Origin of the sequence: Halosimplex carlsbadense 2-9-1, assembly GCF_000337455.1 — an archaeon.
Taxonomy (GTDB): Archaea; Halobacteriota; Halobacteria; order Halobacteriales; family Haloarculaceae; genus Halosimplex; species Halosimplex carlsbadense.
Map to the genome: position 1 here is coordinate 123,464 of NZ_AOIU01000033.1, position 22,747 is coordinate 146,210.

Genomic DNA, 22,747 nt, shown 5'->3' on the forward strand with positions numbered 1-22,747 from the left:
GAAACGAGGGCCGCAGGGACCGGTGTCGTGGAGGGGGTGAGAGACGACCGACGGCGTCAGTGTTCGACGATGGTGCCGCCGGCACCGACTGCGATCTCGACGCCGCTCTTCCGGCAGACGGCCTTCAGGTTCTGGCCGGACGGGGTGGCGTCCTGGGTCCACGTCCCGCTCTCGCGGTCGTAGACCTTTCCGCCGCCGCCGACGGCGTAGCCGACGCCGCCCTCGACTTCGATGTCGCGGAGACCCGCGTCGCCGGTGTCGGCGGGGATCCAGCTACTGCCGTTCCAGTGGAAGACCGTGCCGCCGCCCCCGGAGATCCACACGTCGTCGGCGCCGTCGGAATCGACGCCGTAGAAGTTGACGTTGGCGTCCGCCAGGCCGATCTTGTCCCAGGTCGCCCCGTCCTGGGTGTAGAAGACGGACTTGTTGCCGTCGACGATGTGGCCCTTCCGGTCGTCGTAGAAGTCGACGGCGTTGATGGCCGAGCCCGAGCCGGGCGTGACGTAGTCCCAGGTCTGGGTGGCGCCGTTCTCGAAGCTGTAGTACATCTTCCCGGAGTCGCCGGCGACGTAGACGTTCGCCTCGCCGGCCTCGCCCGTGACCGACACGTCGTTGAAGTTGTTGGTCACGTCCATCGGCGCCGAGTGGTCGACGAGGTTGCCCGTCGTTACGTCGTACTCGCCGATGGCGCCCGAGGAGCCGACGAACCACAGCCGCTTGCCGTCGTCGGTCACGTCCGCGCCGTAGAGATTGTTGCCGTTGCCCGTCGGGCCGCCGTCGAGGACCTTCTTCCAGCCCTTCGCGGTGCGTTCGAGGACGACCCCGGCAGAGCCGACCGCGTACGCGCCCTCGCTCGTCTCCTCGACGTCGTAGAGCGTCCCCCCCGTCGGGGACTTCACGGCGGTCCACTCCGAATCGTCGGTCGATGCGCCCGCGGCCGTCGGGACGGCCGCCGCGCCGATCGCTGCGCCCGCTGCTTTCAGCACGCTGCGTCGAGTGGCGGTGCGTTCGGACATTGCATCCGGGTCATGCGACCGATTGCACTTAATGGGGGAACGAACTTAGTGCCAATTTGAGCCGTTTAACTACCCGAAACGCCCATTTTGGCGACATTCGTTCCGACGACGCGACGGATTCCGGTCCGGACGAGACCCGTCGCCAACTCGAGTTAACGGGCGTGAAACGACGAAAGATTGAAATGATAAAACGAAACCGCTCGGAGCGAGTCGGGGGGGCCCGAACACTTTCGCCTCACGGCGACGGGAGCGGTGCCGGGGCGCTGTCGTGCGGGCGCGAGGGAAGCCGTGGCGATCGGTACTCAGTCGTCGCGGCGAGCCAGCGAGACGAGGTGGGCCATCTCCTCGACGACGAGCTCCTCGGTGCCCAACCGGGCGGCGGCCTCGCTGCCGGGGAGACAGAAGACGGGGACGCCGTCGACCATTCCGGCGGTGGCCCGGGAGACCATCGCGCGGGTGCCGATCTCCTCGTAGGAGAGGATACGGAACAGCTCGCCGAACCCGGGGAGTTCGCGGTCGAACAGGGGGCGGGCGCCCTCGACGGTCACGTCGTCGGGCGTGACGCCCGTCCCGCCGGTCGTAACGACCACGTCCACGTCGTCGCGGCCAGTGAGGTTCAACAGCGCTGTCTGGACGCCGTCGAGGTCGTCCCGGAGGATCTCGCGGGTGACGACCTCGTGGTCGGCGGCCTCGATCACCGCCTCGATCACGTCGCCACTCGCGTCGTCTTCGCGTGTGCGCGTGGAGGAGACCGTGACGACTCCGACACCGAGCAGCCCCACCTCGGCGCCGTGGGAATGACCGTGTGCGTGGCCACCGGACTCGTGCCCGTGGCCGCCCGCGTCGTGGGAGTGGCCGTCGGAGCCGTGAGCATGGTCGTCTGTGCCGTGGGGGTGCTCGTCCGAACCGTGCGAGCGGTCGTCTGTGCCGTGGGAGTGGTCGTCGGAGCCGTGGGCGTGACCACCGGAATCGGGCGAGCGGTCGGCCGGGTCCCCCGACCGGTCGTCGGGCCCGTGGGAGTGGCTGTCGGCTTCGGTCTCGGCGGCGGTCTCCGAGCCGCCCTCGTCGTCGGCGAACGGGTGGTCGTCGAAGTCGCCCACTCCCTCGGAAGCCCGATCCGACTCGCTCGACGGCGACAACGGGTCGTCCGCCGACGAGTCGGCGTCGCGGCCGTCGTCGGTCGTCTCGCGCGCGGCTCCCTCGGCCGGCTGGTCGTCGGGGTGGTCGGTCGACGGGTCCGTGCCGGTATCGTCCCCCGAGGAACCAGTCCCGGCGTCGCCCGTGTCAGGCGCCAGCGGGTCGCCGCTCGCGCCCCCGGACGAACCGTCGAGCGGGTCCCCGCCCGCTTCGGCCGCGTCGGCGTCGCTCTCCCCGTCGGACGCCTCCGGGTCGGACCCGGTACCGACATCGCTCTCGGGCCCGGTTGCGTCGCCCCCCTCGGTTTCGACGGCCGGTTCGTCGGCGGGTTCCGGCTCGGTCGGTTCCCCTGCCGATCCCTCCTCGCTCGGCTCCCCCTCGTCCGGTTCGTCCGGCGGTTCCCCCTCGGCGGCCTCCGCCCCGTCCCCCTCGGCGTCGGCCTCCTCGTCCTCGTCGTCGCCGTACCCGCGGCTCGTGTCGCGGGACTGGAAATCGACCATGGGATCGATACCCGGCAACGAACCAAAAAGGCCAGCATGCCGACCGGGACCGAGGACCCGCGACCGCGCGGGCGGACGCGGCGGCGGTCAGGACAGCGCCGCGACGACCGTATCGGCGGCGGCGTCGGCGTCGCGGTCCTGGAGGAACGTCGCGACGGCGTCTTTGAGCTGGACGACCTGCTCGGGCTGGACGGCCAACCCGTGACACATCGACGGCAGCTGCGTCGCGCGGCCGCCGAACGCCTCGTGGAGCTGGCGGCTCATCGGGTGCAGGTCCGCCGCGGACACGTCGCTCCGCGGCGGGACCGAGCCGCTGATCGTGTTGAACCGCTCGATCGTCTCGGCGGAGCCGAAGTACTCGACGAACTCCGTCACCGCGTCGTCGCCCTCGGTGTGAGCCGCCGGAACGATCGCGTTCGTGTTGACGATGTGAGTGCCGTCGGTGCCCGGGAACGGGACGCAGTCCCAGTCGCGACCGAACTCCATGTCCGTGCCGGCCATGTGGCCCGTCGACCACGACCCGTTGTTGATACAGGCCGCCTCGCCGTCGGAGAAGGCGAACTCCAGGTCGCTGGAGTCCATGAACTCCGGGTTGTCCGGCCCGGCCGCGAGGTACGTGCCGAGCGTGTCGAACCCGGCGCGGATACCCGCCCGGTGGGGCGACGGCCGCCCGTCGGCCGCCTCCCTGTAGCCGCTCGGTCCCTCGTGGGCGAGGAACAGCGTCTCCCACAGCTGGAGGAGCCCGAAGGGGTTCCGACCGAAGACGGCGATCGGCTGGTCGGCCTGCTCGGCCAGCGCCGGCAGCGCCTCGGCGAGTTCGTCCGGCCCCGAGAGCCGCGCGGGGTCGACCCCGGCGGCCTCGAACAGCTCGACGTTGTAGTAGAGGTTGCTGATGCGGTGCATGTCAAGCGGGACGGCGTGGAACTCCCCGTCGAAGCGGGCCACGTCGACCATCCCGTCGAAGTACGCCCGGTCCATGCCCGTCCGCTCCCAGAGGTCGGTGATGTCGGCGGTCGCGCCGGCCTCGACGGTCGGCCGGAGGTTCGCGCCCGGCCACTCGTCCCACACGTCCGGCGGGTCCTCGCGCAGGATCCGGCTCTTGATCATCAGGCGGAGCGCGTTGATGACCGTCTGCTCCTCAGCGACCGATACGTTCGGGTTGCGGTCGGTGTACTCCGCCAGGACCGCGTCCATCGCCTCCTGCTCGCTCCCCCACACGAAGTGGTGGTGGATCTCTATCTCGCGCTGTCCGCCCACGGCCGTTGACATACGTTCCCATCTGTCCGACCCCCATAATGACCTTACCCCCGAGTTATCCGAACTGAGAATCGGTTCGGGCGGATCGCCACTCCCCCTCCTCCGGTTGGTCGGGTCGCCGATCCGGCGGGTTCGTCACCGTTTTGCGCACTGCACGAGTGGATCGGAGTATGTACGCAGTCCAGTACGCGGACCACGGCGGCCGCGACGTGGTCGAGTACGCCGAGCGGGCCGACCCGGAGGTGGGCCGCGAGGACGTCCTCGTCGACGTGAAGGCGGGCGCGCTGAACCACCTCGACGTGTGGACCCGGAAGGGCCTCCCGGGGATCGACCTGGAGATGCCCCACGTTCCCGGCTGCGACGCCGCGGGCGTCGTCGAGTCGGTCGGCGCGGAGGTGACCCGCTTCGAACCCGGCGACCGCGTGGCGGTCACGGCGGGCGTCAGCTGCGGCGAGTGCGAGTTCTGCCGCGACGGCGAGGAATCGATGTGCGTCGACTACCACATCATCGGCGAGCACGTCCCCGGCGTCCACGGGGAACTCGCCGCGGTCCCCGAGGACAACCTCGTCGCCGTCCCCGAGGGCGTCGACTGGGAAACCGCCGCCGCGGCGCCGCTGGTGTTCCAGACCGCCTGGCGGATGCTGATCACTCGCGCGGACATCGACCCCGGCGAGTCGGTGCTCGTGCTCGGCGCCTCGGGCGGCGTCGGCCACGCGGCCGTCCAGATCGCCGACGTCGCCGGCGCCGAGGTGTTCGCCACGGCCAGCACGGCGGAGAAACTCGACTACGCCCGGGCGGTCGGCGCCGACCACGCGATCGACTACACGGAGGAGGACTTCGCCGCGCGGATCCGCGAACTGACGGACGGCCGCGGCGTCGACGTGGTCGTCGACCACGTCGCCGGCGAGACGTGGGACGACTCGCTGAAGAGCCTCGCGAAGGGCGGCCGGCTGGTCACCTGCGGCGCGACCGCCGGCGGGCGCCCGCAGACCAACGTCAATCGCGTGTTCTGGAACCAGCTGTCGATCGTCGGTTCGACGATGGCGACGCCAGGCGAAGTCGACGACGTTCTCGCGAAGGTGTGGGACGGCACCTTCGAGGTGCGCGTGCGCGAGCGCCTGCCGATGAGCGAGACGGCCCGCGCCCACGAACGCCTGGAGGACCGCGAGGGGTTCGGAAAGGTCGTCGTCGTCCCCGACAGTGAGTACGATGACTGAGACGCCCGTTCCCGACGGCGATGGCACGGTCGCGGACGACGAGACCACCGAGCGGGACGAAACGGAGTCGGGCGTGCCCCCGGTCAAGCCGGAGGGCTACGACGTGGCCGACCCCGAGTCGCGGGAGTTCGGGCTCCGCGGGTGGGCGCTCGTCGCCGCGCTGGTGGTCGCGCTCGTCGTGATCCCCTGGACGATCATCGGCATCCCCCAAGTGCAGGGGCTGCTCGAAGCGCTCCCGCTGGGGTACCGCGACGCCTACCTCGTCCTGCCGTTCGTCCCCGCGGTCTTCCTCGGCGCCCTGGGCGTCTGGACGGCGCTCGCGAACCGGCGTCCCTGACGCGGCGACCCCCGACAGCACCGACGCGGCGACCACCCGCCCGATGACCGGGGTCGGCGCCGCGGCCGCTCCGATCCAATTCTGATATCGGGCCATATACACTTATCCTGGGGACGGTGAAACGCTCCCGTATCGATGCCGACGCCGTCGTTCACGCCCTTCGTTCTGCTCGCGGCGATCGTCGGGAGCGGCGTCGCCGCGTTCGTGTGGGTGTTCCGCGACACGCCCGGCGCCAAGCCGCTGTCGGCGTTCGTCGCCGGGGCGAGCCTGTTCGCGCTCGCCCAGGGGATGGCCCTGGCGTCGCCGGGACTGGCCGGGAAGCTCCGGTGGTCGAGCGTCGCCGCGACCGTCTCGGTGGTCCTCCCGGCCGCCTGGCTGCTGACCGTTCTCGCCTACACCGACAGCGACCGGTCGGTCGACCGGCGGACGCTGGCGCTGTTGCTCGTCGAACCCCTCCTGTTCGCCGCGCTGGTCTGGACGAACGACGCCCATAACCTCGTCTGGGCCGACCGCTGGATCGAGACGAGCGCCGCGAGTGCGTACCTGACCGAGGAGTTCGGCCTCGGGATGTGGGCCCACGTCGGCTACTCCTACCTGCTCATCGCGGTCGGCGGGCTCGAACTCGTCCGGCTGAACTTCCGGACGACCGACTTCTTCCGCAGCCAGGGGACGGCGCTGCTGGCCGCGATGTTCGTCGCCGCGTCGCTGTGGGCCAGTTCGCTGTTCGGCCTCGTCCCCCCGCGGTACGACCTCGGCGGTTTCGGCTTCGTCTTCGGCGGCCTCGTCATGACCGCGGCGCTGTTCCGCGGTCGCCTGCTGTCTATCACGCCGGCGACCCGACAGCTCGGTCGCGAGGCCGTCGTCGACGAGATGGACGACCGGATCGTCATCCTCGACGACGCGGACCGCGTCGTCGACGTCAACCCCGCGGCCGCCCGACTCCTGGAGGTCGACCCGCAGGCGGTCGTCGGGACGCCCATCGAAGCCGTCGCGCCGGGCCTCGCGTCGGCGATCGACGCCGGCTCGACGGGCCAGGCCGACCTCGAACTCGACGGGCCCGACGGCCGCCGCTACTACGACGTGCGCGTCTCGCCGCTCTACCGCAGTTACGGCGGCGTCGCCGGCCGCGTCGTCAGCTTCCGCGACGTGACCGACCGCCGCCAGCACGAGCAGCGGCTCGACGTACTCAACCGCGTCCTCCGGCACAACCTCCGCAACGAGCTGAACGTCGTCGCCGGCAACGCCGAACTGCTCCGCCAGGACGTCGAGGAGACCGACGACGTGCGTCGCCGGCTCGACCGCATCGAGGAGACCGTCGACGGCGTCGTCGCCCGCAGCGAGAAGATCGGCCACGTCTCCCGGATGGTCGACGAGGAATGCGACCGGGCGTTCGCCGCCACCGAGCGGGTCGATAGCCTCGCCGACGGCGTCGAAGCCGCCCACGACGACGTGACGGTCACCGTCGACCTGCCCGAGAGGTTGACCGTGGTCGGCGGCCCCTGTCTGGAGCGGGCCTTCGAGGAACTGTTCGAGAACGCCGCCGAACACGCCGGCGAGGACCCCGCGGTCGAGGTACGGGCGACGGACTGCCCGGGCGAGTTCGTCGAGATCCGGGTCGCCGACGACGGGCCCGGGATCGCGGACCAGGAGCGGACCGTCATCGAAGCGGGCCGGGAGACGGCGCTCGAACACGGGAGCGGCGTCGGCCTCTGGCTCGTCAACTGGGTCGTCCGCGAGTGCGGCGGCTCCGTCGAGTTCGCCGACGACGGCGACGGCTGCACCGTCGCGCTCAGGCTCCCGCTCGCCGACGACGCGGCCGACGCCGCTCCGAAACCGGGCACGCAGGCGGCGACCGGGGCCGCCGACGAGGACGACCGCGACCGAACCGGGATCGAGGCCGACGACTGACACTCCGTCGCCGACGCCGCGAACGCGTGCCCGGCCGCTGTGCGCCGTCCGGGCCGTTGTGAGAAAAGGAGGCGTCCGTCGGTCGCCGCCGACTATTCGAAGTCTCGGCGCATCGCGATCTCGAACCAGGGACAGAGACGCAGTTGCCGGTACCAGCGGGGGTGCTCGTGCAGGCGCTCGTAGGGGACCCACATGTAGCCGCCGACCTCTTCGGGGTCGGGGTCGAGGCTCGTGTCGATCAGGGTGGCCTTCAGCACGGCGCAGACCTCGTGTTCGAGGCCCTCGTCCATGTAGTAGCGCTTGTACTCGAAGCGGTCGGTCACCCGGAGGTTGTCGTACTGGTCCGGCGTGACGCCGAGTTCCTCTTCGAGCCGCTGGCGGGTCGCTTCGACCTGCGTCTGACCCTTGATGGGGTGGGAAGCGACGGTGCCGTCCCAGTAGGTGTCCCAGAGCCGTTTCTTCGGGCTGCGCTGGGCGAGCAGGATGCGGTCGTCCTCGTCGAACAGCATCGAGGTGAACGCGCGGTGTCGGGTGCCGTCGCCGGTGTGGGCGTCGAGGCGGTTGACCAGTCCCTGTTCCTCGTCGTTCTCGTCGACGGCGATCACCGACTGCTCGGCGTTCTCGTGGTAGTCGTCGGCTCCGTCGGCCGACGGCGCGCCGTCGCCTCCGGGAGCCCCCTCGTCGTCCGTACTCATGGCAGTCACGTGGTAGAGCGGGTTCAAACAGTCTTCGACTCGCGTCGCTACCGCGGCCGCGGGGACCGGTCGATCACCCGACGCGTTCGTCGAGGATGAGCCGCGTTTTCGTGCTGACGACTTCCTCCAGTTCGCGGGTCTGGGTGATGATCTCGTTGACCCGCTCGGTGTCCTGGGCGTCGACGACGAAGACGATGTCCTCCTCGCCGGAGACCTGCCAGACGAAGTCGACCTCGGTCCACTCGGCGACCCGCTCGCTGATGTCGTGGGTGTCGACGCTCACGTCGACCCCGACCTCGATCATCGCCTTGACGTTCCCCGTCCGCGTCGCGACGGTAAAGCGCTCGATGACCCCCTCTTCGACCAGCGACTCCACGCGGTTGCGGACCGTCCCCTCGGAGGTCCCCACGTCGTCGGCGATCTCCGTGTACGGCGTGCGCGCGTCCCTGCGGAGGATGTTCAGGATCTCGCGGTCGAGGTCGTCCATCGAATACCTCCACCTTCCACAGCACCCCACTTGACCGTTACGAATTTCGTAACCTGGCTTCGAAAGCAACACTTATCACCGGAGATGGTATACGCATCTCGTAATGACGGACGCCTACGTGGCACTGGAGGGCGGACGCGTCGTCGAGGCGCGCGCACGCTCGCCGGGCACGACTCGCGGGGAACTGGTCTTTACAACTGCGTACACGGGCTACGAGGAGAGCCTCACCGACCCCTCCTACGAGGAGCAGATCCTCACGTTCTCCTATCCGCTGATCGGCAACTACGGCGTCCGAGAGGAGCGTTTCGAGTCGGATCGCGTCCACCCGCGCGGCGTCGTCGCACGTGACCTGACCGAAGACGTCGTCGAGTGGCTCGAAGCGGAGGGCGTGCCCGCCGTCGACAAGCTCGACACTCGCGACCTGGTCACCGAGATCCGGGACTCCGGCGCGATGAAGTGCGGCATCGCCGCGGGTGAGGACGTGACCGAGCAGGACGCGCTCGACGAACTCGAGCAGTGCAAGCACATGAGCGACCACACGGACATCGGCGACCAGGTCACCACGCCGGAGACGGTCGTCTACAACGAGGACGGGTCGGGCGCCGACGTGGCGCTCATCGACTGCGGCGCGAAGGGCTCGATCGTCGACTCGCTCGTCGAGCGCGACGCGACCGTCCACCTTATGCCCCACGACACCACCGAGGAGGACGTCGCCGAGCTGGACCCCGACGTACTCTTTATCTCCAACGGTCCCGGCGACCCGGAGAACTTCGAAGAGGCCAACGAGCTCGTCGACGACTTCGTCGGCGAGAAACCCATCGCGGGCATCTGCCTCGGCCAGCAGGTCGTCGCCAACGCGCTGGGCGGCGAGACCGAGAAGATGGAGTTCGGCCACCGCGGGGTCAACCAGCCCGTCCGTGACCTGCGGACCGACCGCGTGGTCATGACCACCCAGAACCACGGCTACACCGTCGCCGACCCCGGCGACACCCTCGAAGTCACCCAGATCAACGTCAACGACGACACCCCCGAGGGCCTGGAGAACGACGACCTCGACATCCTCACCCGCCAGTACCACCCCGAGGCCAATCCCGGCCCCAACGACTCGAAGGGCTTTTTCGACGACGTGCTGTCGATGGCCGACGAGGAGTCCGTCGCGACGACGAACTGAGGACTGGTCGCTCAGTTCCCCGAACGGTCGATCGTTTTTCCGCGATACTGTATCCGCGAGTCGTCCCCGTCTTCGGCGGACGTGGCGTCGCTCCGGTCCCGAGACTCGTCGCCGTCGCTATCGGCGCCGTCCGACTCTGCGGAGTCCGCGGGCGGTTCGTCGGGGACTCCGGGGTGGTTCTCGCGACTGATCGGTTGCCCGCGGTAGGTCAGCTGGTTCGCCCCGTCGTCGGTCTCGATCTCGTCGGGGGTCTCCGACGTGCGCTCCTCGACGTACTCCGCCGCCGCCGACAGCAGCGACTCGCTGGTCGACCGCTTGGCCCAGCAGTGGTACTGCTTGCGCGGCGTCCGGAGGACGAATCGGTTGGCGAGCAGCCCCGTGTGATACGAGGCTTCGACGACCGAGTCGTGCGGGACCTCGATCACGCTGTCCTCCTCGCCGCCGCCGACCAGACAGAGCGTCCGACGGTCCGTGACGACGACCGCCGTCCCGCGGTCACCGGACGGCTTCGTCGTGTTGCGCTTCGTGCCCAGGCCGATACCGCGTTTCTCGTTGGTCAGGACGTACGCCGGCGCCTCGGTCCCGCCGAGGCGCGTGACGGGAGGGCGGTGCAGCCGTCCCTCGGGGAACGCTTCCTCGCGGGACGCGAGGACACCGACGGTCACCGACGGGTGTGGCGCCATCTCGGCCAGTGTCATCGCCCTGTCCAGGGCATTCCCATCACTCATCGACTCCCTCCGGGCGGCGTCGCGGGCGTCTCGCCAGTCATTACCCGACCGTTGTCGTCGGCTTCATATCAGAATGCGCCTACGATTCCTTTGGGTGAAGGTACGTCCTAATACGCTCTGCTGTCAGCTATCCGAACGCTCGTGGCGCGGCTAGCGCTCCCACTCGTAGAACCACCACGACGCGCCGAGCAACAGGAGTCCCGCCCCGAGCACGGACGTGGCCGGCTCGGGGAAGACGAACAGCACGAACCCGATCAGGATCAGCAGGCCCGGCTCGATCTCGTTCCAGTACTCGGGGTAGCTGGGAAACGCCATGTGCTGCTGTTGTGGGGCGACCGGGATATACGTTGACCGGTTCCCACGCCGGATTCGACCGCTCGCGGACCCGGCCGTTCGCGGGCTACGGGACAGTGTCGCCGACCCGCACCAGTCTGACGTTCCCGCGCTGGTCGATCGTGACTCTGTATCCCGCGTAGGAGAAGGAAATCTCCATCTGGGCGTCCCGCGACGGCGGCCGTTTGAAGAGGTTCTCGATGGTGTGGTCGACCTCGTGGTATAGCGACGGTAACTCCGTCGCGTCGACTCCTTCGAGTCTGGCGATCAGTTCGAGAAACTCGTTGTCAGCGGTCTCCGATCGCGCGTCGATCTGTGCTCGCACGATCCCAGGTGGTTCCCCGCCCGCGTCGTCAGCCTCGTCGAACGGCTCCTGTCCCATACACGTTGAGATGCGAAGCGTCCGGCACAAGTGTAGTTGCCAGCTCCCGGTCAGCTACCCGTCGGGAACCGTGTGATTGCTGGCCCGATGACGGGGTCGGGTTGTGAGTTCTGGGCCACGGTCACGCCGAGACCCTCCCCCATCGCGTCCGCGCCGATCACGATCCAACCGTGGCTATCCGGTCGTCGAGTAGTGACGGAGACCGGATGCCCGAGGAGAACGGCAGTCGCTCAGGCCGGCGACGGCGTCTGGACGGAAGAGATGTAGCCCGCCAGGTCGGTCGTCGAGATCATCCCGATGACGCCCTCCTCGTCGTCGATCACGGGGAGGTGGTGGATACCGTGTTCGATCATCAGGTCTGCCGCGTCGACGATGGAGGTCTGGGCGTCCGTCGTCACCACGTCGGTCGTCATGTACCGTTCGACCGTGGTCTGGGCCTTCGGCTTGGACTTGGCGACGATGTCGACGAAGTCCGTCGTCGTGAGGATTCCCAGCAGCTGGTTGTCGTCGTCGACGACCACGAGCGACCCGACGCTGTTGTCCTGCATCTGTGTGGCCGCGTCCTCGACGAGCGTGTCGGGGCCGACCGCTTGCAGGTCCGAACTCATCAACCGCGCGACGAAGATGTCTTCCATAGGCGATCATACGCGCATCCGGCCCATAAACACCGGCGGTCCCGGCGAAGCGTGTAGGGTCGCGAGGGCTGTCCCCGACGGCTCGAACCGCAAACCCCAGGCGCGTCCTCGTGGAAGGGCCGACCGTGTCTTGGTATCTCCTCCTCGTCGCCGGCCTGTTCGAGATCGCCTGGGCGATCGGCCTGGAGTACTCCGAGGGGCTCAGCCGGCCCGTCCCGACCGCCGCGACGGGCGTCGCGATGTTGATCAGCGTCGTCTTGCTCGCGAAGGCGGTCGAGACACTGCCCGTCGGCACCGCCTACGCCGTCTGGACCGGGGTCGGCGCCGTCGGCACCGCCGCGCTCGGAATCGTCCTCTTCGACGAGCCGCTTTCGGCCGCTCGCGTCGCGTTCGTCGGCCTCATCGTCGTCGGCATCGTCGGGCTGAACCTCACCGCGAACGCCTGACTGCGGTCAGGTCTGGCGGTACAGCAGCGTCGCGACGCCCACGACGAGGAGGAGCAGTCCCCACATCAGGTCGCCGCCGGGGAGGACGCCGAGTAGCAGCGTGACGATACCCGAGGAGATCAGCGACCAGCCCAGCGTGGTTCGGAAGGCCATACGATCGGTTGTTGTTCCGAACTGAAAGGTGTCCGGTCGGTACATCTGCGAACTTATCGGATTTTCACCGACCACAAACGCTATACGGTATAAAAGTTATTGTTCTGATATGTCTGGAACTGTTCGGGATTCGCTTGCAGACTGGTATAATCCGAGTATTGAGTCTGCGGTGATCGTCTTGATGGGTTCGAGTTTTGGCCTCTTTCTGTTCCTCAACAGCCCCGATTTTACGAACCCGTACTACGTTTTCGGAGTCGGAGTGATGGGCTTCGCAGTCGTCTTTGCGGCGCTTATGCTCATTTCTGTGCTACTGAAGCGGCGATAGACTACTACCCCGCATCGAACGTTCGAGCGACTGGTTCAATCGGTCGGTAGCGGGGGACCGAGATCGCGGCCAGACACAACGCCTAACCGCGACCCCGCCCATCCGCCGGTATGACCGACTACACCACCGTCTCGATCCCCAAAGACCTGGCCGACCGCGTCGACGAGACCATCGAGGGGACGAGCTTCTCCTCGACGAGCGACCTCGTCAGATTCTTGCTCCGGAGCATCGTCATCCAGCACGAGCAGAAGGGCGAACTCACGGAGGCGGAGTTCGGCGAGATCGCCGAACAGCTCGAAGATCTGGGGTATCTGGACTGAGTCGTCGCCGAAGACCCGTTACTCCGGGAACTCCTCGGGCGGTTCCACGTCGAGCAGTTCCAGCGTCTGCTCCTCGCCGCGGCGGTCGAAGACCGCCACCGACGCCTCGTCCCACGGCGGGACGGCGACGAAGATGCGCTCGTGGAAGTCGTCGCGCTGGCGGACGCGCAGCTCCCCGTTGGGGTGGGAGACGAACCGCGCCTGTGTCTGGCCCACCGGCGTCCCCATGTCGACGCCGAAGACGAAGTTGACCGACCCCGCCGAGTCAGGGTAGTAAAAATGCGTGAACACGGGTGTCTCCGGCGAGAGGTCGGCGCCCGGCAGCTCCCCGGCGGGCGTCACCGACAGCGAGATCGTCACCGGGTCGGGGTCGGACTCCCGTGCGAATCTGAGACAGGACTCGACCAGTCCGCGCGTCGCGTAGACCACGGTGGGTTATTCTCCGTGCCCGGCAAAACTCCGTCGTTCGCGCGCCTCGCCGCGCCGGCGGCTCTCGACGCCGCCACGGGAGTCGCCACGGCGGCGGCTCAAAACAGGAACTCCCGGGCGGTCTTGGCGTACAGTCGCGGCGTCCGCTTGCGCGACCCCGAGAGCGCGTCGGCCAGCGCGTCGGCCGCACCCGTCATGACGCCCTCGCCGTGACCCACCAGGATCCGCTCGGGCGAGTAGCGACCCAGTGCCTTCGGCGGTTTCAGCCGGAGCGCTGGGTGGACACCCAGCCGCTCGTCGCTCGTGCGCATGTACGACGACGTGCCGACCGCTTCGGCGACGACCAGCGTCTTCGAGTCCTCGTCGTAGAGAAAGCCCTCCTTCCAGACCGGGTTGTCGATCAGTTTGTGCAGGTCGTAGCCGCTGTCGGCCAGGCTCCGCCGGAACAGCTCGACGGGCGCCGTCAGGTCCGAGCGCACGTCGCCCATCCACTCGGGGACGTAGACGGGCACCTCGTGACGGCGCGCGAGCGTCTCGGCGTCGCGTTTGTGCCGGTCGAGCAGGAGGACGACCCCGCGGACGGTGCCGTGTTCGGCGAGTGTCTCGTCCAGGCCGTCGACGTCGACGGGGTCGACGAGCCAGACGTCGCCGTCGGTGACCAGAGCGTGGCTCGCCCGCTCCATCTCCTCGTCGGGGTAGGCGATCCAGCCGGTGCCGCCCTCGAACTGGTCGACCTCTCGCCACGACGACGACCGCCCGGATCCTTTCATCGGCATACCCCACCGTTGGCGCGCCGGCCACATAAGCGACGCCGCTCACGAGTTGGGCGGTCCGGTGTCGAGCGGCCGCGAGCGTCGGGAGCGCTCAGTCCAGTCGGCTGGCGTCGATGCCGACACCGGGCGGCGTCACGACGAGGAACCCGCGGAACTGCATGAGGTCGCCGTCGACCTCGCGCACGTCGCCGGCGAACCCCGCCGCCAGTTCGTTCACGTCCCCCTCGATCGAGAGCACGAGCGTCCCGCCGTCCTCGACGACCTCGATCCACTCCTCGTCGGGCGTCGTCCCGTCGAGCACGCCGAGCACGACGCGTCCGCCGCCGTCGTCACCGCCCTCGTCTTCGTCGGTCAGTTCCTCCTCGACCGTCTGGAGGTCGAGGTCGATCTCGCTCATACCCGCCCCCTCGCGGTCGACCGAGAAAAAGGTGTGTCCGACGGCCCACGCTACCCCGCCCACCGCAACTCTCTCTCCCCGGCGACTATCGTTCCCCGTCGACCGCCGGACTCAAACCACCGCGGCGGCAACCTCCGGCCATGAGCGACACCGACGACTGGGCCGAGCGCCTGCGGGCCAACCGCGCCGAGAAGGACGAGTTCCTCGACGAACACCCCCAATCGCCGATCCCGCCGGAAGACCGCGACGACTTCGACGGGCTGGACTACTTCGAACCCGACGCCGACTACCGCGTCGACGCGACGGTCACCGTCCACGACCAGCCCGACCCCGTCGAGATGGAGACCTCCGACGGTCGGACGGTTCGCTACGAGCGTGTGGTCAGCTTCGCGTTCGACCTCGACGGCGACTCGTACGAACTCCACGGCTACAAGCAGGAGCCGGACGACGAGGCCATCTTCGTGCCGTTCCGCGACAAGACGACCGGCCAGCAGACCTACGACGGCGGCCGCTACATGGAACTGGAGACCGAACGCGACCTCGAAGACGGCGACGAGGTGGCGATCGACTTCAACCTCGCCTACTCGCCCTTCTGCGCCTTCAGCGACACCTTCTCCTGTCCGTATCCGCCCGAGGAGAACTGGCTGGAGACGACGGTCGAGGCCGGCGAACGCCACGAGTAGGGTCGCGTCGTCGGCGCCCTCGGCGTCGCCGTCGCTCGACCGTCGCCGGCGTCCGGGCGGTCGGTGCTGACAGGCTTATCCGGGGCGGGGCCCTACCTCCGCGAGTGCTCTCTGACACGCTCGGCGTGCATCACGTGTCTGTCGTCGCGGGCGACCCGACCGAGAACCGACGGTTCTACGCGGAGACGCTCGGACTGCGCTTTCTCCTGCGGACGGTGAACTTCGAGGAGCCGTTCGTCTACCACCTCTACTACGGCGACGAGCGCGGGACGCCGGGGTCGGTGCTCACCTTCTTCACCTACCCGCGGGAGGACCCCGGTCGGATCGGCAAGCCCGACATCACGACCGCGGCGCTGCGCGTGCCCGCGGACTCGATAGCGTTCTGGCACGACCGCCTCGCCGACCGCGGCGTGGCCGTCGAGCCCACCGAGCGGTTCGGCGACTCCGGCCTGGCGTTCGAGGACCCCGACGGCACGTCGCTGGAACTCGTCGGCGTCCCGGACGGCGAGGCCGCCCCCATCGACCTCGACGCGGGAGCTGACCACCCCTGGACCGGTGGATCGGCGGACGGTTCGGTTCCGGCGGAACACGCGATCCGCGGCGTCCGCGGCGTCTCGGTGCGGTCGGCGGACCCGTACGTGACCGCGAGCCTGCTCGACACGTTCGGGTTCGAGATCGTCGCCGAGCGCGACGACGCGGTCCGCTACCGGCTCCCGGGCGGCCGCGAATCGGTGGTCGACCTGCTGACCGACGACGCCGAGTACGGCAAGGAGGGTCGCGGATCGATCCATCACGTCGCGCTGACGGTCGAAGACGGCGACCAGCTCCGCGAGTGGCGCGAGCTACTCGACGAGCGAGACTTCGACGTGTCGCGGGTGAAAGACCGGCACTTCTTCGAGTCGCTGTACGTCCGTGACGGCGGTGGGGTCCTGTTCGAACTTGCGACCGAGCGACCCGGGCTCGGCGTCGCCGAGCGCGACCCCGATCCCGGGGGCGACCTCGTGCTCCCGCCGTGGCTGGCGGACGACCGCGAGATGATCGAGGGGCAACTGCCGCCGTTCGACGACTGGTGAGCCCGTCGTGGGGCCACGAGCCGACCGCTCGTTGGCCCGACAGCCCGATCAGGCCTCCTGGGTGGCGGTCGACAGCTCCGGGAGGCCCTCTTCGATCTCTTCACGGCGGTCTTCGAGCCACTCGGGGAGGACCAGACGCTCGCCGAGTTCGTCGATAGGCTCGTCGACGGTGTAGCCGGGCGATTTGGTGGCGAACTCGAAGAGGACACCGCCGGCGGTCCGGGCGTAGATCGACTTGAACCACTTGCGGTCGATGATCTGCGTGGGGCGGAGTCCGCGCTCGACGAGGGTGTCGTGCCACTGTGCCTGTTCGGCGTCGGAGACCTGGAAGGCGACGTGGTGGACCGTTCCCGTTCCGGATTCGCCCCGCGGTGCCTCGGGGTCTTCGAGCACGTCGACGACGGCGCCCAGTTCCCCGCCGGCGCGGAACCGCTGGCGGTGGTTCTCGCTCCTGGTCGGGTGGAACCCCATCGTCTTGAGCAGATTCCCGGTCCCGCTGGCGGTCGCCAGCGAGAGGGTCACGCCGAAGAAGCCGCGGACGGCGTGTTGCTCGGGGACGGGGCCGTCGGGCGGGTCGCCGTCCGGCGCGTCCGTGCGCGCGACGAGTTCTATCGGGAGGCCGTCGGGGTCTTCGAACTGGATCACGGTGTCGCCGAACCGCTCGCGCGGCGGGTCGTGGTCGACGCCCGCCGATTCGAGGCGGTCGGTCCAGTACTCGACCGACCCGACGGGGATCAGGAACTGGACGGTCGTCACCTGTCCCGTGCCGATACGGCCGGGCTGGGCGTCCGGATAGGGGAAATACGTCATGCTCGTTCCGGGCGTCCCGCTCCGATCGCCGTAGAAGAGGTGATACACCGACGCGTCGTCCTGATTGACGCTACGTTTGACCAGTCGGAGCCCGAGCGTCTCAGAGAGAAACCGGTGTGTTCGGCCGGGGTCGCTCGCGACGGCCGTCACGTGGTGGATCCCGGGGATGTCTGCCGGCATGCCCCGCGGTTCGAGGCCGACCACGATACCCCCTCTGCCGGCACACTCAACCCGCGCGCCGACTCGCGGAAGTCACGGATTGAATCCGGTTCACCGCCCCGAGCGCTCGCCGTCCGCGTCGGTCAGGAGCCCCTCGACCAGCTCTGCCACGGCCGCGAGTTCGGCGTCGGTGATCCCGTGGTCGTCGCCCGGTTCGATGCGGGCCCGCACGTCCCCGCCGAGCGACTCGAAGACGGTCGCCGTCTCGCGGACGCGCGCTATCGGCACCGCCTGGTCGTCCTCGTGGCCGCCGACGAGGACCGGCGTCCCGTCGAGACACCCGTCGTAATCGCCGACTTCGGGACCCATCAGCCCGCCGCTCGACAGGACGACGCCGCCGTACCGACGGGGAGTCCCTGCGGCGAACTCGGCGACGAGGCAGGCGCCCTGGGAGATCCCGAGGACGACTACGCGGTCCCGCGGGACGCCCGCCTCGCGGACCGTCTCGACCGCGTCGGCGACGGCCGCCAGGGCCGAGGAGAGGTCGGGTTCGTTGGCCTCACGTGGTGCGAGAAACGAGTTCTGGTACCACCGGTTGCGCCGCGCCGACGGCGCGACCAGCGCGAGGCCGTGACGGTAGAACTCGTCGGCCAGCGCGACCATGCCGTCGGCGCTCCCGCCGCGGCCGTGGACGAGGACGACCGCGGCTTCGGCCACGGACAGCGGCGCACCGGCGGTGATGAGCGGCTGGTCCTGATGGGGGCTGTCCATCTCACGCCGCTCCCGCGGTCCCGCGGTCGTCGGCCCCCGGTCCCGTTCGTGCGTCGAACATCCGTGAGACGGTAGGCGTGGCGGCGACTTGAAGCCCGGTCTATCGCGGGGCGCCTGCGCTTGCGACCGGCCCCGGCAGCACCACCCGGCACCTCGCCCCTTTTCCGTCCGACTCCCCTAGCCGAGACACTCGTGCCCGACAGCTACGCGATCGACGACGACTGGAACGCACTGTACGTCGACGGCGAGTGGACCGCCGCCGAGAGCGACGAAACACTCGCCGTCGATGACCCGTCGACGCGCGAGCAGGTGGCGACGGTCCCCGCGGCCGTCGAAGCGGACGTCGACGCCGCCTACGAGGCCGCCGCCGAGGCCCAGACCGAGTGGGCCGAGGCGCCGCCCGCACGCCGCGCGGAAGTGGTCCAGAACGCCATCGAGGCGCTCCAGGCCCACAGCGATGAGATTATCGAGTTGCTTACCCACGAGGCCGGCGGGTCGCAGATCATGGGCGAGACCTCGGTCCAGATCGCGACGGACCAGGCCGGCGAGGCCGCGACGCTGCCCCGGCGGACGAAAGGCGACCACGCCGCCTCGAACATCCCCGGCAAAGAGCACATCGTCAAGCGCGAGCCTCGCGGGGTCGTGACCGTGATCTCGCCGTGGAACTTCCCGCTCAACCTCTCGATGCGCGCCGTCGCGCCCGCGCTGGCGACCGGCAACGCCGTCGTCCTCAAGCCCGCGACGAACACCCCGATCACCGGCGGGCTACTGTTCGCGAAACTGTTCGAGGAAGCGGGCCTGCCCGCCGGCGTCCTCAACGTCGTCACCGGCAGCGGCTCGGACATCGGCGACCGCGTCGCCGGCCACCCCGAGAGCGACGTGGTCGCCTTCACCGGTTCGACGGAAGTCGGCCGCCACGTCGCCGCCATCGCCGGCGAGAACCTCGCCGAGCAGTCGATGGAACTCGGCGGCAACAACGCCCACGTCGTCACCGCCGACGCCGACATCGACCGGGCAATCGACAGCGCGACGTTCGGCTCGTTCGTCCACCAGGGCCAGGTCTGCATCTCGATCAACCGCCACGTCGTCCACGAGGACGTCTACGACGAGTACGTCGACGCGCTGGTCGACCGCGCCGAGTCGCTCGCGGTCGGCAGCGCCCACGAGGCCGACACCGTCGTCGGCCCGATCATCGACGAGTCCCAGCGCGACGAGATGCTCGACTACGTCGAGCGGACCGTCGACGCCGGCGCCACGCTGGAAACCGGCGGCGACACCCGCGACTACGACGGCGTCGACGGCTCCCTCGTGGTCGAGCCGACCGTCCTCTCGGACGTGACCAACGACATGCCCGCCGCGTGTAACGAGCACTTCGGCCCAATCGCGCCGGTCATCCCGTTCTCCGACATCGACGAGGCCGTCGCGATCGCCAACGACACCGAGTTCGGCCTCGCCGGGTCGGTCCACGCCGGCGATCTGGGTACCGGGATGGACATCGCCGACCGGATGGAGACCGGGCAGGTCCACATCAACGACCAGCCGATCAACGACGAGGCCCACGTCACCTTCAGCGGGACGAAGGCCTCCGGCGTCGGCGGCTACAACGACGGCGCCATCCTCGAACAGCTGACCGAGACGAAGTGGATCTCCCTGCAGCGCGAACCGAGAGAGTACCCGTTCTGAGCGGGAGCCAGCACCTCGGTCGGCTGATGTCGCTCAGTCGGCCGCCTGCCCGCCGTCGACGGGAATCGTGACGCCCGTGATGTAGGAGGCGTCGGTCGAACAGAGGAAGGCCACGGCGCCGGCCATCTCCTCGGGGTCGGCGATCCGGTCCATCGGCACGTCCTGCATCGCCGAGGTGTCGAACTCGGCGCGGAGGCTCCAGAGCGCCATCTTGGCCATCTGGACGACGGTCCGTATCCGGCCCAGTATCGACGACCCGCCGGAGTCGCCCACGATTCCCGACTGGATGTTCGTCTTCGTCGGCCCGGGCGCGATAGCGTTGACCCTGATATCGCGCTCGGCGTACTCCAGCGCGACCGACTTCGTCAGTCCGACCACGCCGTGTTTGCTCGCCGAGTAGCTGGAGAGCCCGCCCATCCCGACGAGGCCGGCCTCGGAGGCGGTGTTGACGATGGCGCCGCTGCCCTGGCGCTCCATGACCTGCAGTTCGGCCTTCATGCACGTCCAGACCCCCTTGAGGTTGATGTCGACGATCCGGTCCCAGTTGGCCTCGCTGATGCCCGTCGTCTCCACGAAGTCCGTGAGGATACCCGCGTTGTTGTGCGCGAAGTCGAGGCGCCCGTAGGTCTCGACCGTGGCTTCGACCATCCGTTCGACCGACGCGGTATCGGACACGTCGACTTCGACGAAGACGGCGTCGCCGCCGGCGTCTTCGATCAACTCGACCGTCTCGCGGCCGCCGTCGACGTCGATATCGGCGACGACGACGTTCGCGCCCTCCTCGGCGAACCGAAGCGCCGAGGCGCGTCCGATACCCGAGCCCGCTCCAGTGACGAGTGCCGTCTTTCCGGCTAAGCCCTTCATACTCCGTTGATTTTCTCGGGGAGTCACTCAAGTGTACTCCCTCGCGCGACGAGGTGGTCGCTCCCCGCGAGACGAACCGCGAGTGGGAAAGGAGTGTTCGATTCCATCCCAGAGCGCTTTCCGCCACGATCGATCCGGACCATCACTCTTTCGCGGGCTGAAACCGCTGGTCCGTATTTATTTTCGCTCGGTTCTCATTCGAATTCGTCTGCATCCTACCCCCTTCCCCCCACAGTGCAGACACCTCCAACCATCTTCCGGGCGCTCCCCCCGTGTCCGGTTTTCTCACTTCGGCAGTTCGCCGAGAGCATCCCCTAAACAAATTGGGCAAAGCGCTATATCACGTCGCAACGAACCGGTAACTGCCCGCACACACGGGCACGAAGCCATCCACTTCGTTTCGGGGGGATCGGGGGCGATCCCCACCCACCTCGCCCCGTTTCGGGGCGAGTACTTTCGACTCCTGCGTCGTTGACTCTCTGAGAATCTCGTCAGGCGACGGACGGCGGAGGAGTATTGAACAGGTGCCGGGACGCCTTTGCCGAGCGGTACGTCGTCGAGAGTAATAGTTGGCGCACGTCCCGACCGAGGCGAACTGGTACGATTGCACTCACTCCGGAGGATAAAGTACGAGGTGAAAATCCCGTTTCCTATATGTGAGAGTTCATGGGCCCGTCTTCGTTGACTCTATCTCTGAATTTCACCATTTATTTAATTACCATGCTAGTGATTTTTATTTGTAGGATTCCTTTAGAGAAATAGAAAGATGGGACGAGGTTCCCGTACTGCGAACTACGCAATAGGTACAGCCACGAGCACGGCCGCAATTTCCAATATGTATATTTACGGCGGTAGCCTGTGGGCTTTATTCTACTTCTTCACGGGACTCGCAGATGCTGGGACGGTATCGCAAGCGGTCACTATTATGATGGATGTATATGTCATGAAGTTGTTTGCCTGGCCCTGGGACCAGATTATACTTGCAGACACTTTGCCTGGGCTAATCCGAAGTCACGTCCAGACTTGGGGGGTCGGATGGTTAGTTGCGACAGCAAAGTACGGGATTAATTCGTAAACTCCCATACAGCCGGATATTTTCGGTCTATCGTGTCTATTTCACACAAGAAAGATCCTGATATAATACGAACAATGGGCGGACTGACTGGCTGGCTAAAATGGTGGACCTATTGGTTCTTCTTTGAGTGGAATCTAAATGCGGTCAAATGGAAGGCAGGAATCATCACCATCTTCATCTGGACCGTGGATACCCTATTTTTCACCGGCTTAATATCTAAGATCTGGATCGCTATACTAGTCGTATTTGTCGGGGTAACAGCCCTTATCCCATCAATTCCAACCGCGTTGGGAGCCGCCGACAAGCTTGACTTAATTAATCTCAGCAAAGAGCAATCACTGATACGTCGCTTCTTTTCACTCATCTTCAGCGATGTGACAGAGTATATTGAGTTGTTACTTGACTACCTCTTCGGAGACTAATTCTAAGCCCCTCCACGCCTCTCAAACCGATTATATTCCTCAGAGCAGATTTTCCGAAACTCGTTGAGTACCCTGCTTGAATTAGTGTCCGGTTCTCGGGGAAGTATCGAATCTTATCAATCCAAATCGAAACCCTTGATATGGATTTCAAGTGACCTTCATGGGCAAATTCTAATGATGGACTAGCCGATAATACTGAGTCATCAGTTCCAAACATGCATCTAAGACGTGATGGACTTCGCCCCTTATTGATCGTTGAGTCAGAAGCATATGGAGAACTAGAGACGATTCAAGACATCATCCAAGGAATTGGTGTTATACTTGCGCTCGTAGGAGTATTAACTCGATTTACAGGGTTAATCGGATCTGTAGTCGGTTTGATCGAATTGGGGATTGCACTGTTTTTAGCAGCTCGTTTGGTGAAATTGGAGAGGAGTGAAATTACAGAAGAGATCGGGATTGAGGATGATATTGAGGTGACCATGAGGCATGTTGACGACGAATAGGAAGAGATTGATTCAGACTATTTGATTTCCCCTGCTTGTTCGGTAGTCCGCGACC

Annotated in this window: 28 protein-coding genes; 12 read left to right on the top strand and 16 right to left on the bottom strand. The window is 67.2% G+C overall.

All coding sequences use genetic code 11. The features are described 5' to 3' along the window. Positions 1-56: 56 nt before the first annotated feature. The 3 genes from C475_RS14745 to C475_RS14755 form a co-directional block, all read right to left on the bottom strand. Positions 57-1,016 carry a WD40/YVTN/BNR-like repeat-containing protein gene (locus C475_RS14745; RefSeq protein ID WP_006884651.1) on the bottom strand — a complete coding sequence of 320 codons (960 nt, stop codon included), beginning with the start codon at positions 1,014-1,016 and terminating at the stop codon, positions 57-59. 302 nt (positions 1,017-1,318) lie between these two features. Beyond that, on the bottom strand, positions 1,319-2,653 hold the full coding sequence (locus C475_RS25260) for a molybdenum cofactor synthesis domain-containing protein (RefSeq protein ID WP_006884652.1): 1,335 nt from the start codon (positions 2,651-2,653) through the stop codon (positions 1,319-1,321). 87 nt (positions 2,654-2,740) lie between these two features. Further along, the gene (locus tag C475_RS14755; protein WP_006884653.1) at positions 2,741-3,922 is read right to left on the bottom strand and encodes an ABC transporter substrate-binding protein; all 1,182 of its coding nucleotides are present in this window, start codon (positions 3,920-3,922) and stop codon (positions 2,741-2,743) included. Between the two features lie 158 nt (positions 3,923-4,080). Between C475_RS14755 and C475_RS14760 the strand changes: the two genes are divergently transcribed. The 3 genes from C475_RS14760 (at position 4,081) to C475_RS14770 (ending at position 7,372) form a co-directional block, all read left to right on the top strand. Then, entirely contained in the window at positions 4,081-5,127 is a 1,047-nt protein-coding gene (locus C475_RS14760) for a zinc-binding dehydrogenase (RefSeq protein ID WP_006884654.1), read from the top strand. Beyond that, a complete protein-coding gene (locus tag C475_RS14765; RefSeq protein WP_006884655.1) occupies positions 5,120-5,464 on the top strand; it encodes a hypothetical protein in 345 nt (114 codons plus the stop codon). The genes C475_RS14760 and C475_RS14765 overlap by 8 nt, the downstream gene beginning before the upstream one ends. A 135-nt stretch (positions 5,465-5,599) precedes the next feature. Then, positions 5,600-7,372: a histidine kinase N-terminal 7TM domain-containing protein gene (locus C475_RS14770; RefSeq protein ID WP_006884656.1), complete on the top strand. Its 1,773-nt coding sequence runs from the start codon at positions 5,600-5,602 to the stop codon at positions 7,370-7,372. Between the two features lie 92 nt (positions 7,373-7,464). Here C475_RS14770 and C475_RS14775 read toward each other — a convergent pair whose 3' ends face one another. Together C475_RS14775 and C475_RS14780 are read right to left on the bottom strand one after the other, a co-directional pair. After that, positions 7,465-8,067, bottom strand: coding sequence for an NUDIX hydrolase (locus tag C475_RS14775; RefSeq protein WP_049930688.1), 603 nt, complete (start codon positions 8,065-8,067; stop codon positions 7,465-7,467). Positions 8,068-8,140: 73 nt separating this feature from the next. Further along, positions 8,141-8,554 carry an Lrp/AsnC family transcriptional regulator gene (locus C475_RS14780; RefSeq protein WP_006884658.1) on the bottom strand — a complete coding sequence of 138 codons (414 nt, stop codon included), beginning with the start codon at positions 8,552-8,554 and terminating at the stop codon, positions 8,141-8,143. Between the two features lie 103 nt (positions 8,555-8,657). Here C475_RS14780 and carA point away from each other — a divergent pair, with 103 nt between their 5' ends. Further along, complete coding sequence (carA, locus tag C475_RS14785) at positions 8,658-9,725, top strand: glutamine-hydrolyzing carbamoyl-phosphate synthase small subunit (RefSeq protein WP_006884659.1); 1,068 nt, start codon at positions 8,658-8,660, stop codon at positions 9,723-9,725. Between the two features lie 11 nt (positions 9,726-9,736). On the opposite strand, the gene C475_RS14790 is transcribed toward carA, so the two are convergent. From C475_RS14790 to C475_RS14800, 4 genes are all read right to left on the bottom strand, one after another. Then, entirely contained in the window at positions 9,737-10,453 is a 717-nt protein-coding gene (locus C475_RS14790) for a PH domain-containing protein (protein ID WP_152436441.1), read from the bottom strand. 150 nt (positions 10,454-10,603) lie between these two features. Continuing rightward, positions 10,604-10,768 (bottom strand): hypothetical protein, encoded by a 165-nt coding sequence (locus C475_RS24405; protein WP_006884661.1) that lies wholly within the window; start codon positions 10,766-10,768, stop codon positions 10,604-10,606. An 85-nt stretch (positions 10,769-10,853) separates the two neighbouring features. After that, positions 10,854-11,168, bottom strand: a complete 315-nt coding sequence (locus C475_RS23925) for a HalOD1 output domain-containing protein (RefSeq protein WP_006884662.1) — start codon at positions 11,166-11,168, stop codon at positions 10,854-10,856. A 230-nt stretch (positions 11,169-11,398) separates the two neighbouring features. Next, positions 11,399-11,803, bottom strand: coding sequence for a CBS domain-containing protein (locus tag C475_RS14800; protein WP_006884663.1), 405 nt, complete (start codon positions 11,801-11,803; stop codon positions 11,399-11,401). A gap of 125 nt (positions 11,804-11,928) precedes the next feature. Between C475_RS14800 and C475_RS14805 the strand changes: the two genes are divergently transcribed. Continuing rightward, entirely contained in the window at positions 11,929-12,249 is a 321-nt protein-coding gene (locus C475_RS14805; RefSeq protein ID WP_006884664.1) for a DMT family transporter, read from the top strand. 6 nt (positions 12,250-12,255) lie between these two features. Here the strand turns inward: C475_RS14805 and C475_RS24410 are convergent, their stop codons facing one another. Further along, positions 12,256-12,402, bottom strand: a complete 147-nt coding sequence (locus tag C475_RS24410; protein WP_006884665.1) for a hypothetical protein — start codon at positions 12,400-12,402, stop codon at positions 12,256-12,258. 109 nt (positions 12,403-12,511) lie between these two features. Between C475_RS24410 and C475_RS14810 the strand changes: the two genes are divergently transcribed. Both C475_RS14810 and C475_RS14815 read left to right on the top strand, forming a co-directional pair. After that, a complete protein-coding gene (locus C475_RS14810; RefSeq protein ID WP_049930690.1) occupies positions 12,512-12,727 on the top strand; it encodes a hypothetical protein in 216 nt (71 codons plus the stop codon). Positions 12,728-12,837: 110 nt separating this feature from the next. Next, positions 12,838-13,047: a ribbon-helix-helix domain-containing protein gene (locus tag C475_RS14815; RefSeq protein ID WP_006884667.1), complete on the top strand. Its 210-nt coding sequence runs from the start codon at positions 12,838-12,840 to the stop codon at positions 13,045-13,047. Between the two features lie 18 nt (positions 13,048-13,065). Here the strand turns inward: C475_RS14815 and C475_RS14820 are convergent, their stop codons facing one another. From C475_RS14820 to C475_RS14830, 3 genes are all read right to left on the bottom strand, one after another. Further along, on the bottom strand, positions 13,066-13,476 hold the full coding sequence (locus tag C475_RS14820) for a hypothetical protein (protein ID WP_006884668.1): 411 nt from the start codon (positions 13,474-13,476) through the stop codon (positions 13,066-13,068). Between the two features lie 98 nt (positions 13,477-13,574). Beyond that, positions 13,575-14,252 carry a hypothetical protein gene (locus C475_RS14825; RefSeq protein ID WP_006884669.1) on the bottom strand — a complete coding sequence of 226 codons (678 nt, stop codon included), beginning with the start codon at positions 14,250-14,252 and terminating at the stop codon, positions 13,575-13,577. A gap of 88 nt (positions 14,253-14,340) precedes the next feature. Then, entirely contained in the window at positions 14,341-14,646 is a 306-nt protein-coding gene (locus C475_RS14830; RefSeq protein WP_006884670.1) for a DUF5779 family protein, read from the bottom strand. A 140-nt stretch (positions 14,647-14,786) separates the two neighbouring features. On the opposite strand from C475_RS14830, the gene C475_RS14835 reads away from it, so the two are divergent. Together C475_RS14835 and C475_RS14840 are read left to right on the top strand one after the other, a co-directional pair. Next, positions 14,787-15,329 carry a DUF1684 domain-containing protein gene (locus tag C475_RS14835; protein WP_006884671.1) on the top strand — a complete coding sequence of 181 codons (543 nt, stop codon included), beginning with the start codon at positions 14,787-14,789 and terminating at the stop codon, positions 15,327-15,329. 104 nt (positions 15,330-15,433) lie between these two features. Continuing rightward, positions 15,434-16,402, top strand: coding sequence for a VOC family protein (locus tag C475_RS14840; RefSeq protein WP_049930692.1), 969 nt, complete (start codon positions 15,434-15,436; stop codon positions 16,400-16,402). A gap of 48 nt (positions 16,403-16,450) precedes the next feature. On the opposite strand, the gene C475_RS14845 is transcribed toward C475_RS14840, so the two are convergent. Together C475_RS14845 and C475_RS14850 are read right to left on the bottom strand one after the other, a co-directional pair. Beyond that, positions 16,451-17,392, bottom strand: a complete 942-nt coding sequence (locus tag C475_RS14845; RefSeq protein ID WP_006884673.1) for a VOC family protein — start codon at positions 17,390-17,392, stop codon at positions 16,451-16,453. Between the two features lie 90 nt (positions 17,393-17,482). Next, positions 17,483-18,142 (bottom strand): alpha/beta hydrolase, encoded by a 660-nt coding sequence (locus C475_RS14850; RefSeq protein WP_006884674.1) that lies wholly within the window; start codon positions 18,140-18,142, stop codon positions 17,483-17,485. A 192-nt stretch (positions 18,143-18,334) separates the two neighbouring features. Between C475_RS14850 and C475_RS14855 the strand changes: the two genes are divergently transcribed. After that, positions 18,335-19,825 (top strand): aldehyde dehydrogenase family protein, encoded by a 1,491-nt coding sequence (locus tag C475_RS14855; RefSeq protein ID WP_006884675.1) that lies wholly within the window; start codon positions 18,335-18,337, stop codon positions 19,823-19,825. Between the two features lie 33 nt (positions 19,826-19,858). Here C475_RS14855 and C475_RS14860 read toward each other — a convergent pair whose 3' ends face one another. Then, positions 19,859-20,689 carry an SDR family NAD(P)-dependent oxidoreductase gene (locus tag C475_RS14860; protein ID WP_006884676.1) on the bottom strand — a complete coding sequence of 277 codons (831 nt, stop codon included), beginning with the start codon at positions 20,687-20,689 and terminating at the stop codon, positions 19,859-19,861. A gap of 1,107 nt (positions 20,690-21,796) precedes the next feature. Between C475_RS14860 and C475_RS14865 the strand changes: the two genes are divergently transcribed. Together C475_RS14865 and C475_RS23230 are read left to right on the top strand one after the other, a co-directional pair. After that, on the top strand, positions 21,797-22,186 hold the full coding sequence (locus C475_RS14865; protein ID WP_152436442.1) for a hypothetical protein: 390 nt from the start codon (positions 21,797-21,799) through the stop codon (positions 22,184-22,186). Positions 22,187-22,401: 215 nt separating this feature from the next. Then, on the top strand, positions 22,402-22,692 hold the full coding sequence (locus tag C475_RS23230; RefSeq protein ID WP_152436443.1) for a hypothetical protein: 291 nt from the start codon (positions 22,402-22,404) through the stop codon (positions 22,690-22,692). The last annotated feature ends 55 nt before the right edge of the window (positions 22,693-22,747 follow it).

Coding starts and splice junctions, on each gene's coding strand:
- C475_RS14745 (WP_006884651.1), bottom strand. CDS start 1,016: ATGTCCGAACGCACCGCCACTCGACGCAGCGTGCTGAAAGCAGCGGGC.
- C475_RS25260 (WP_006884652.1), bottom strand. CDS start 2,653: ATGGTCGATTTCCAGTCCCGCGACACGAGCCGCGGGTACGGCGACGAC.
- C475_RS14755 (WP_006884653.1), bottom strand. CDS start 3,922: ATGTCAACGGCCGTGGGCGGACAGCGCGAGATAGAGATCCACCACCAC.
- C475_RS14760 (WP_006884654.1), top strand. CDS start 4,081: ATGTACGCAGTCCAGTACGCGGACCACGGCGGCCGCGACGTGGTCGAG.
- C475_RS14765 (WP_006884655.1), top strand. CDS start 5,120: ATGACTGAGACGCCCGTTCCCGACGGCGATGGCACGGTCGCGGACGAC.
- C475_RS14770 (WP_006884656.1), top strand. CDS start 5,600: ATGCCGACGCCGTCGTTCACGCCCTTCGTTCTGCTCGCGGCGATCGTC.
- C475_RS14775 (WP_049930688.1), bottom strand. CDS start 8,067: ATGAGTACGGACGACGAGGGGGCTCCCGGAGGCGACGGCGCGCCGTCG.
- C475_RS14780 (WP_006884658.1), bottom strand. CDS start 8,554: ATGGACGACCTCGACCGCGAGATCCTGAACATCCTCCGCAGGGACGCG.
- carA (WP_006884659.1), top strand. CDS start 8,658: ATGACGGACGCCTACGTGGCACTGGAGGGCGGACGCGTCGTCGAGGCG.
- C475_RS14790 (WP_152436441.1), bottom strand. CDS start 10,453: ATGAGTGATGGGAATGCCCTGGACAGGGCGATGACACTGGCCGAGATG.
- C475_RS24405 (WP_006884661.1), bottom strand. CDS start 10,768: ATGGCGTTTCCCAGCTACCCCGAGTACTGGAACGAGATCGAGCCGGGC.
- C475_RS23925 (WP_006884662.1), bottom strand. CDS start 11,168: ATGGGACAGGAGCCGTTCGACGAGGCTGACGACGCGGGCGGGGAACCA.
- C475_RS14800 (WP_006884663.1), bottom strand. CDS start 11,803: ATGGAAGACATCTTCGTCGCGCGGTTGATGAGTTCGGACCTGCAAGCG.
- C475_RS24410 (WP_006884665.1), bottom strand. CDS start 12,402: ATGGCCTTCCGAACCACGCTGGGCTGGTCGCTGATCTCCTCGGGTATC.
- C475_RS14810 (WP_049930690.1), top strand. CDS start 12,512: ATGTCTGGAACTGTTCGGGATTCGCTTGCAGACTGGTATAATCCGAGT.
- C475_RS14815 (WP_006884667.1), top strand. CDS start 12,838: ATGACCGACTACACCACCGTCTCGATCCCCAAAGACCTGGCCGACCGC.
- C475_RS14825 (WP_006884669.1), bottom strand. CDS start 14,252: ATGCCGATGAAAGGATCCGGGCGGTCGTCGTCGTGGCGAGAGGTCGAC.
- C475_RS14830 (WP_006884670.1), bottom strand. CDS start 14,646: ATGAGCGAGATCGACCTCGACCTCCAGACGGTCGAGGAGGAACTGACC.
- C475_RS14835 (WP_006884671.1), top strand. CDS start 14,787: ATGAGCGACACCGACGACTGGGCCGAGCGCCTGCGGGCCAACCGCGCC.
- C475_RS14845 (WP_006884673.1), bottom strand. CDS start 17,392: ATGCCGGCAGACATCCCCGGGATCCACCACGTGACGGCCGTCGCGAGC.
- C475_RS14850 (WP_006884674.1), bottom strand. CDS start 18,142: ATGGACAGCCCCCATCAGGACCAGCCGCTCATCACCGCCGGTGCGCCG.
- C475_RS14860 (WP_006884676.1), bottom strand. CDS start 20,689: ATGAAGGGCTTAGCCGGAAAGACGGCACTCGTCACTGGAGCGGGCTCG.
- C475_RS23230 (WP_152436443.1), top strand. CDS start 22,402: ATGCATCTAAGACGTGATGGACTTCGCCCCTTATTGATCGTTGAGTCA.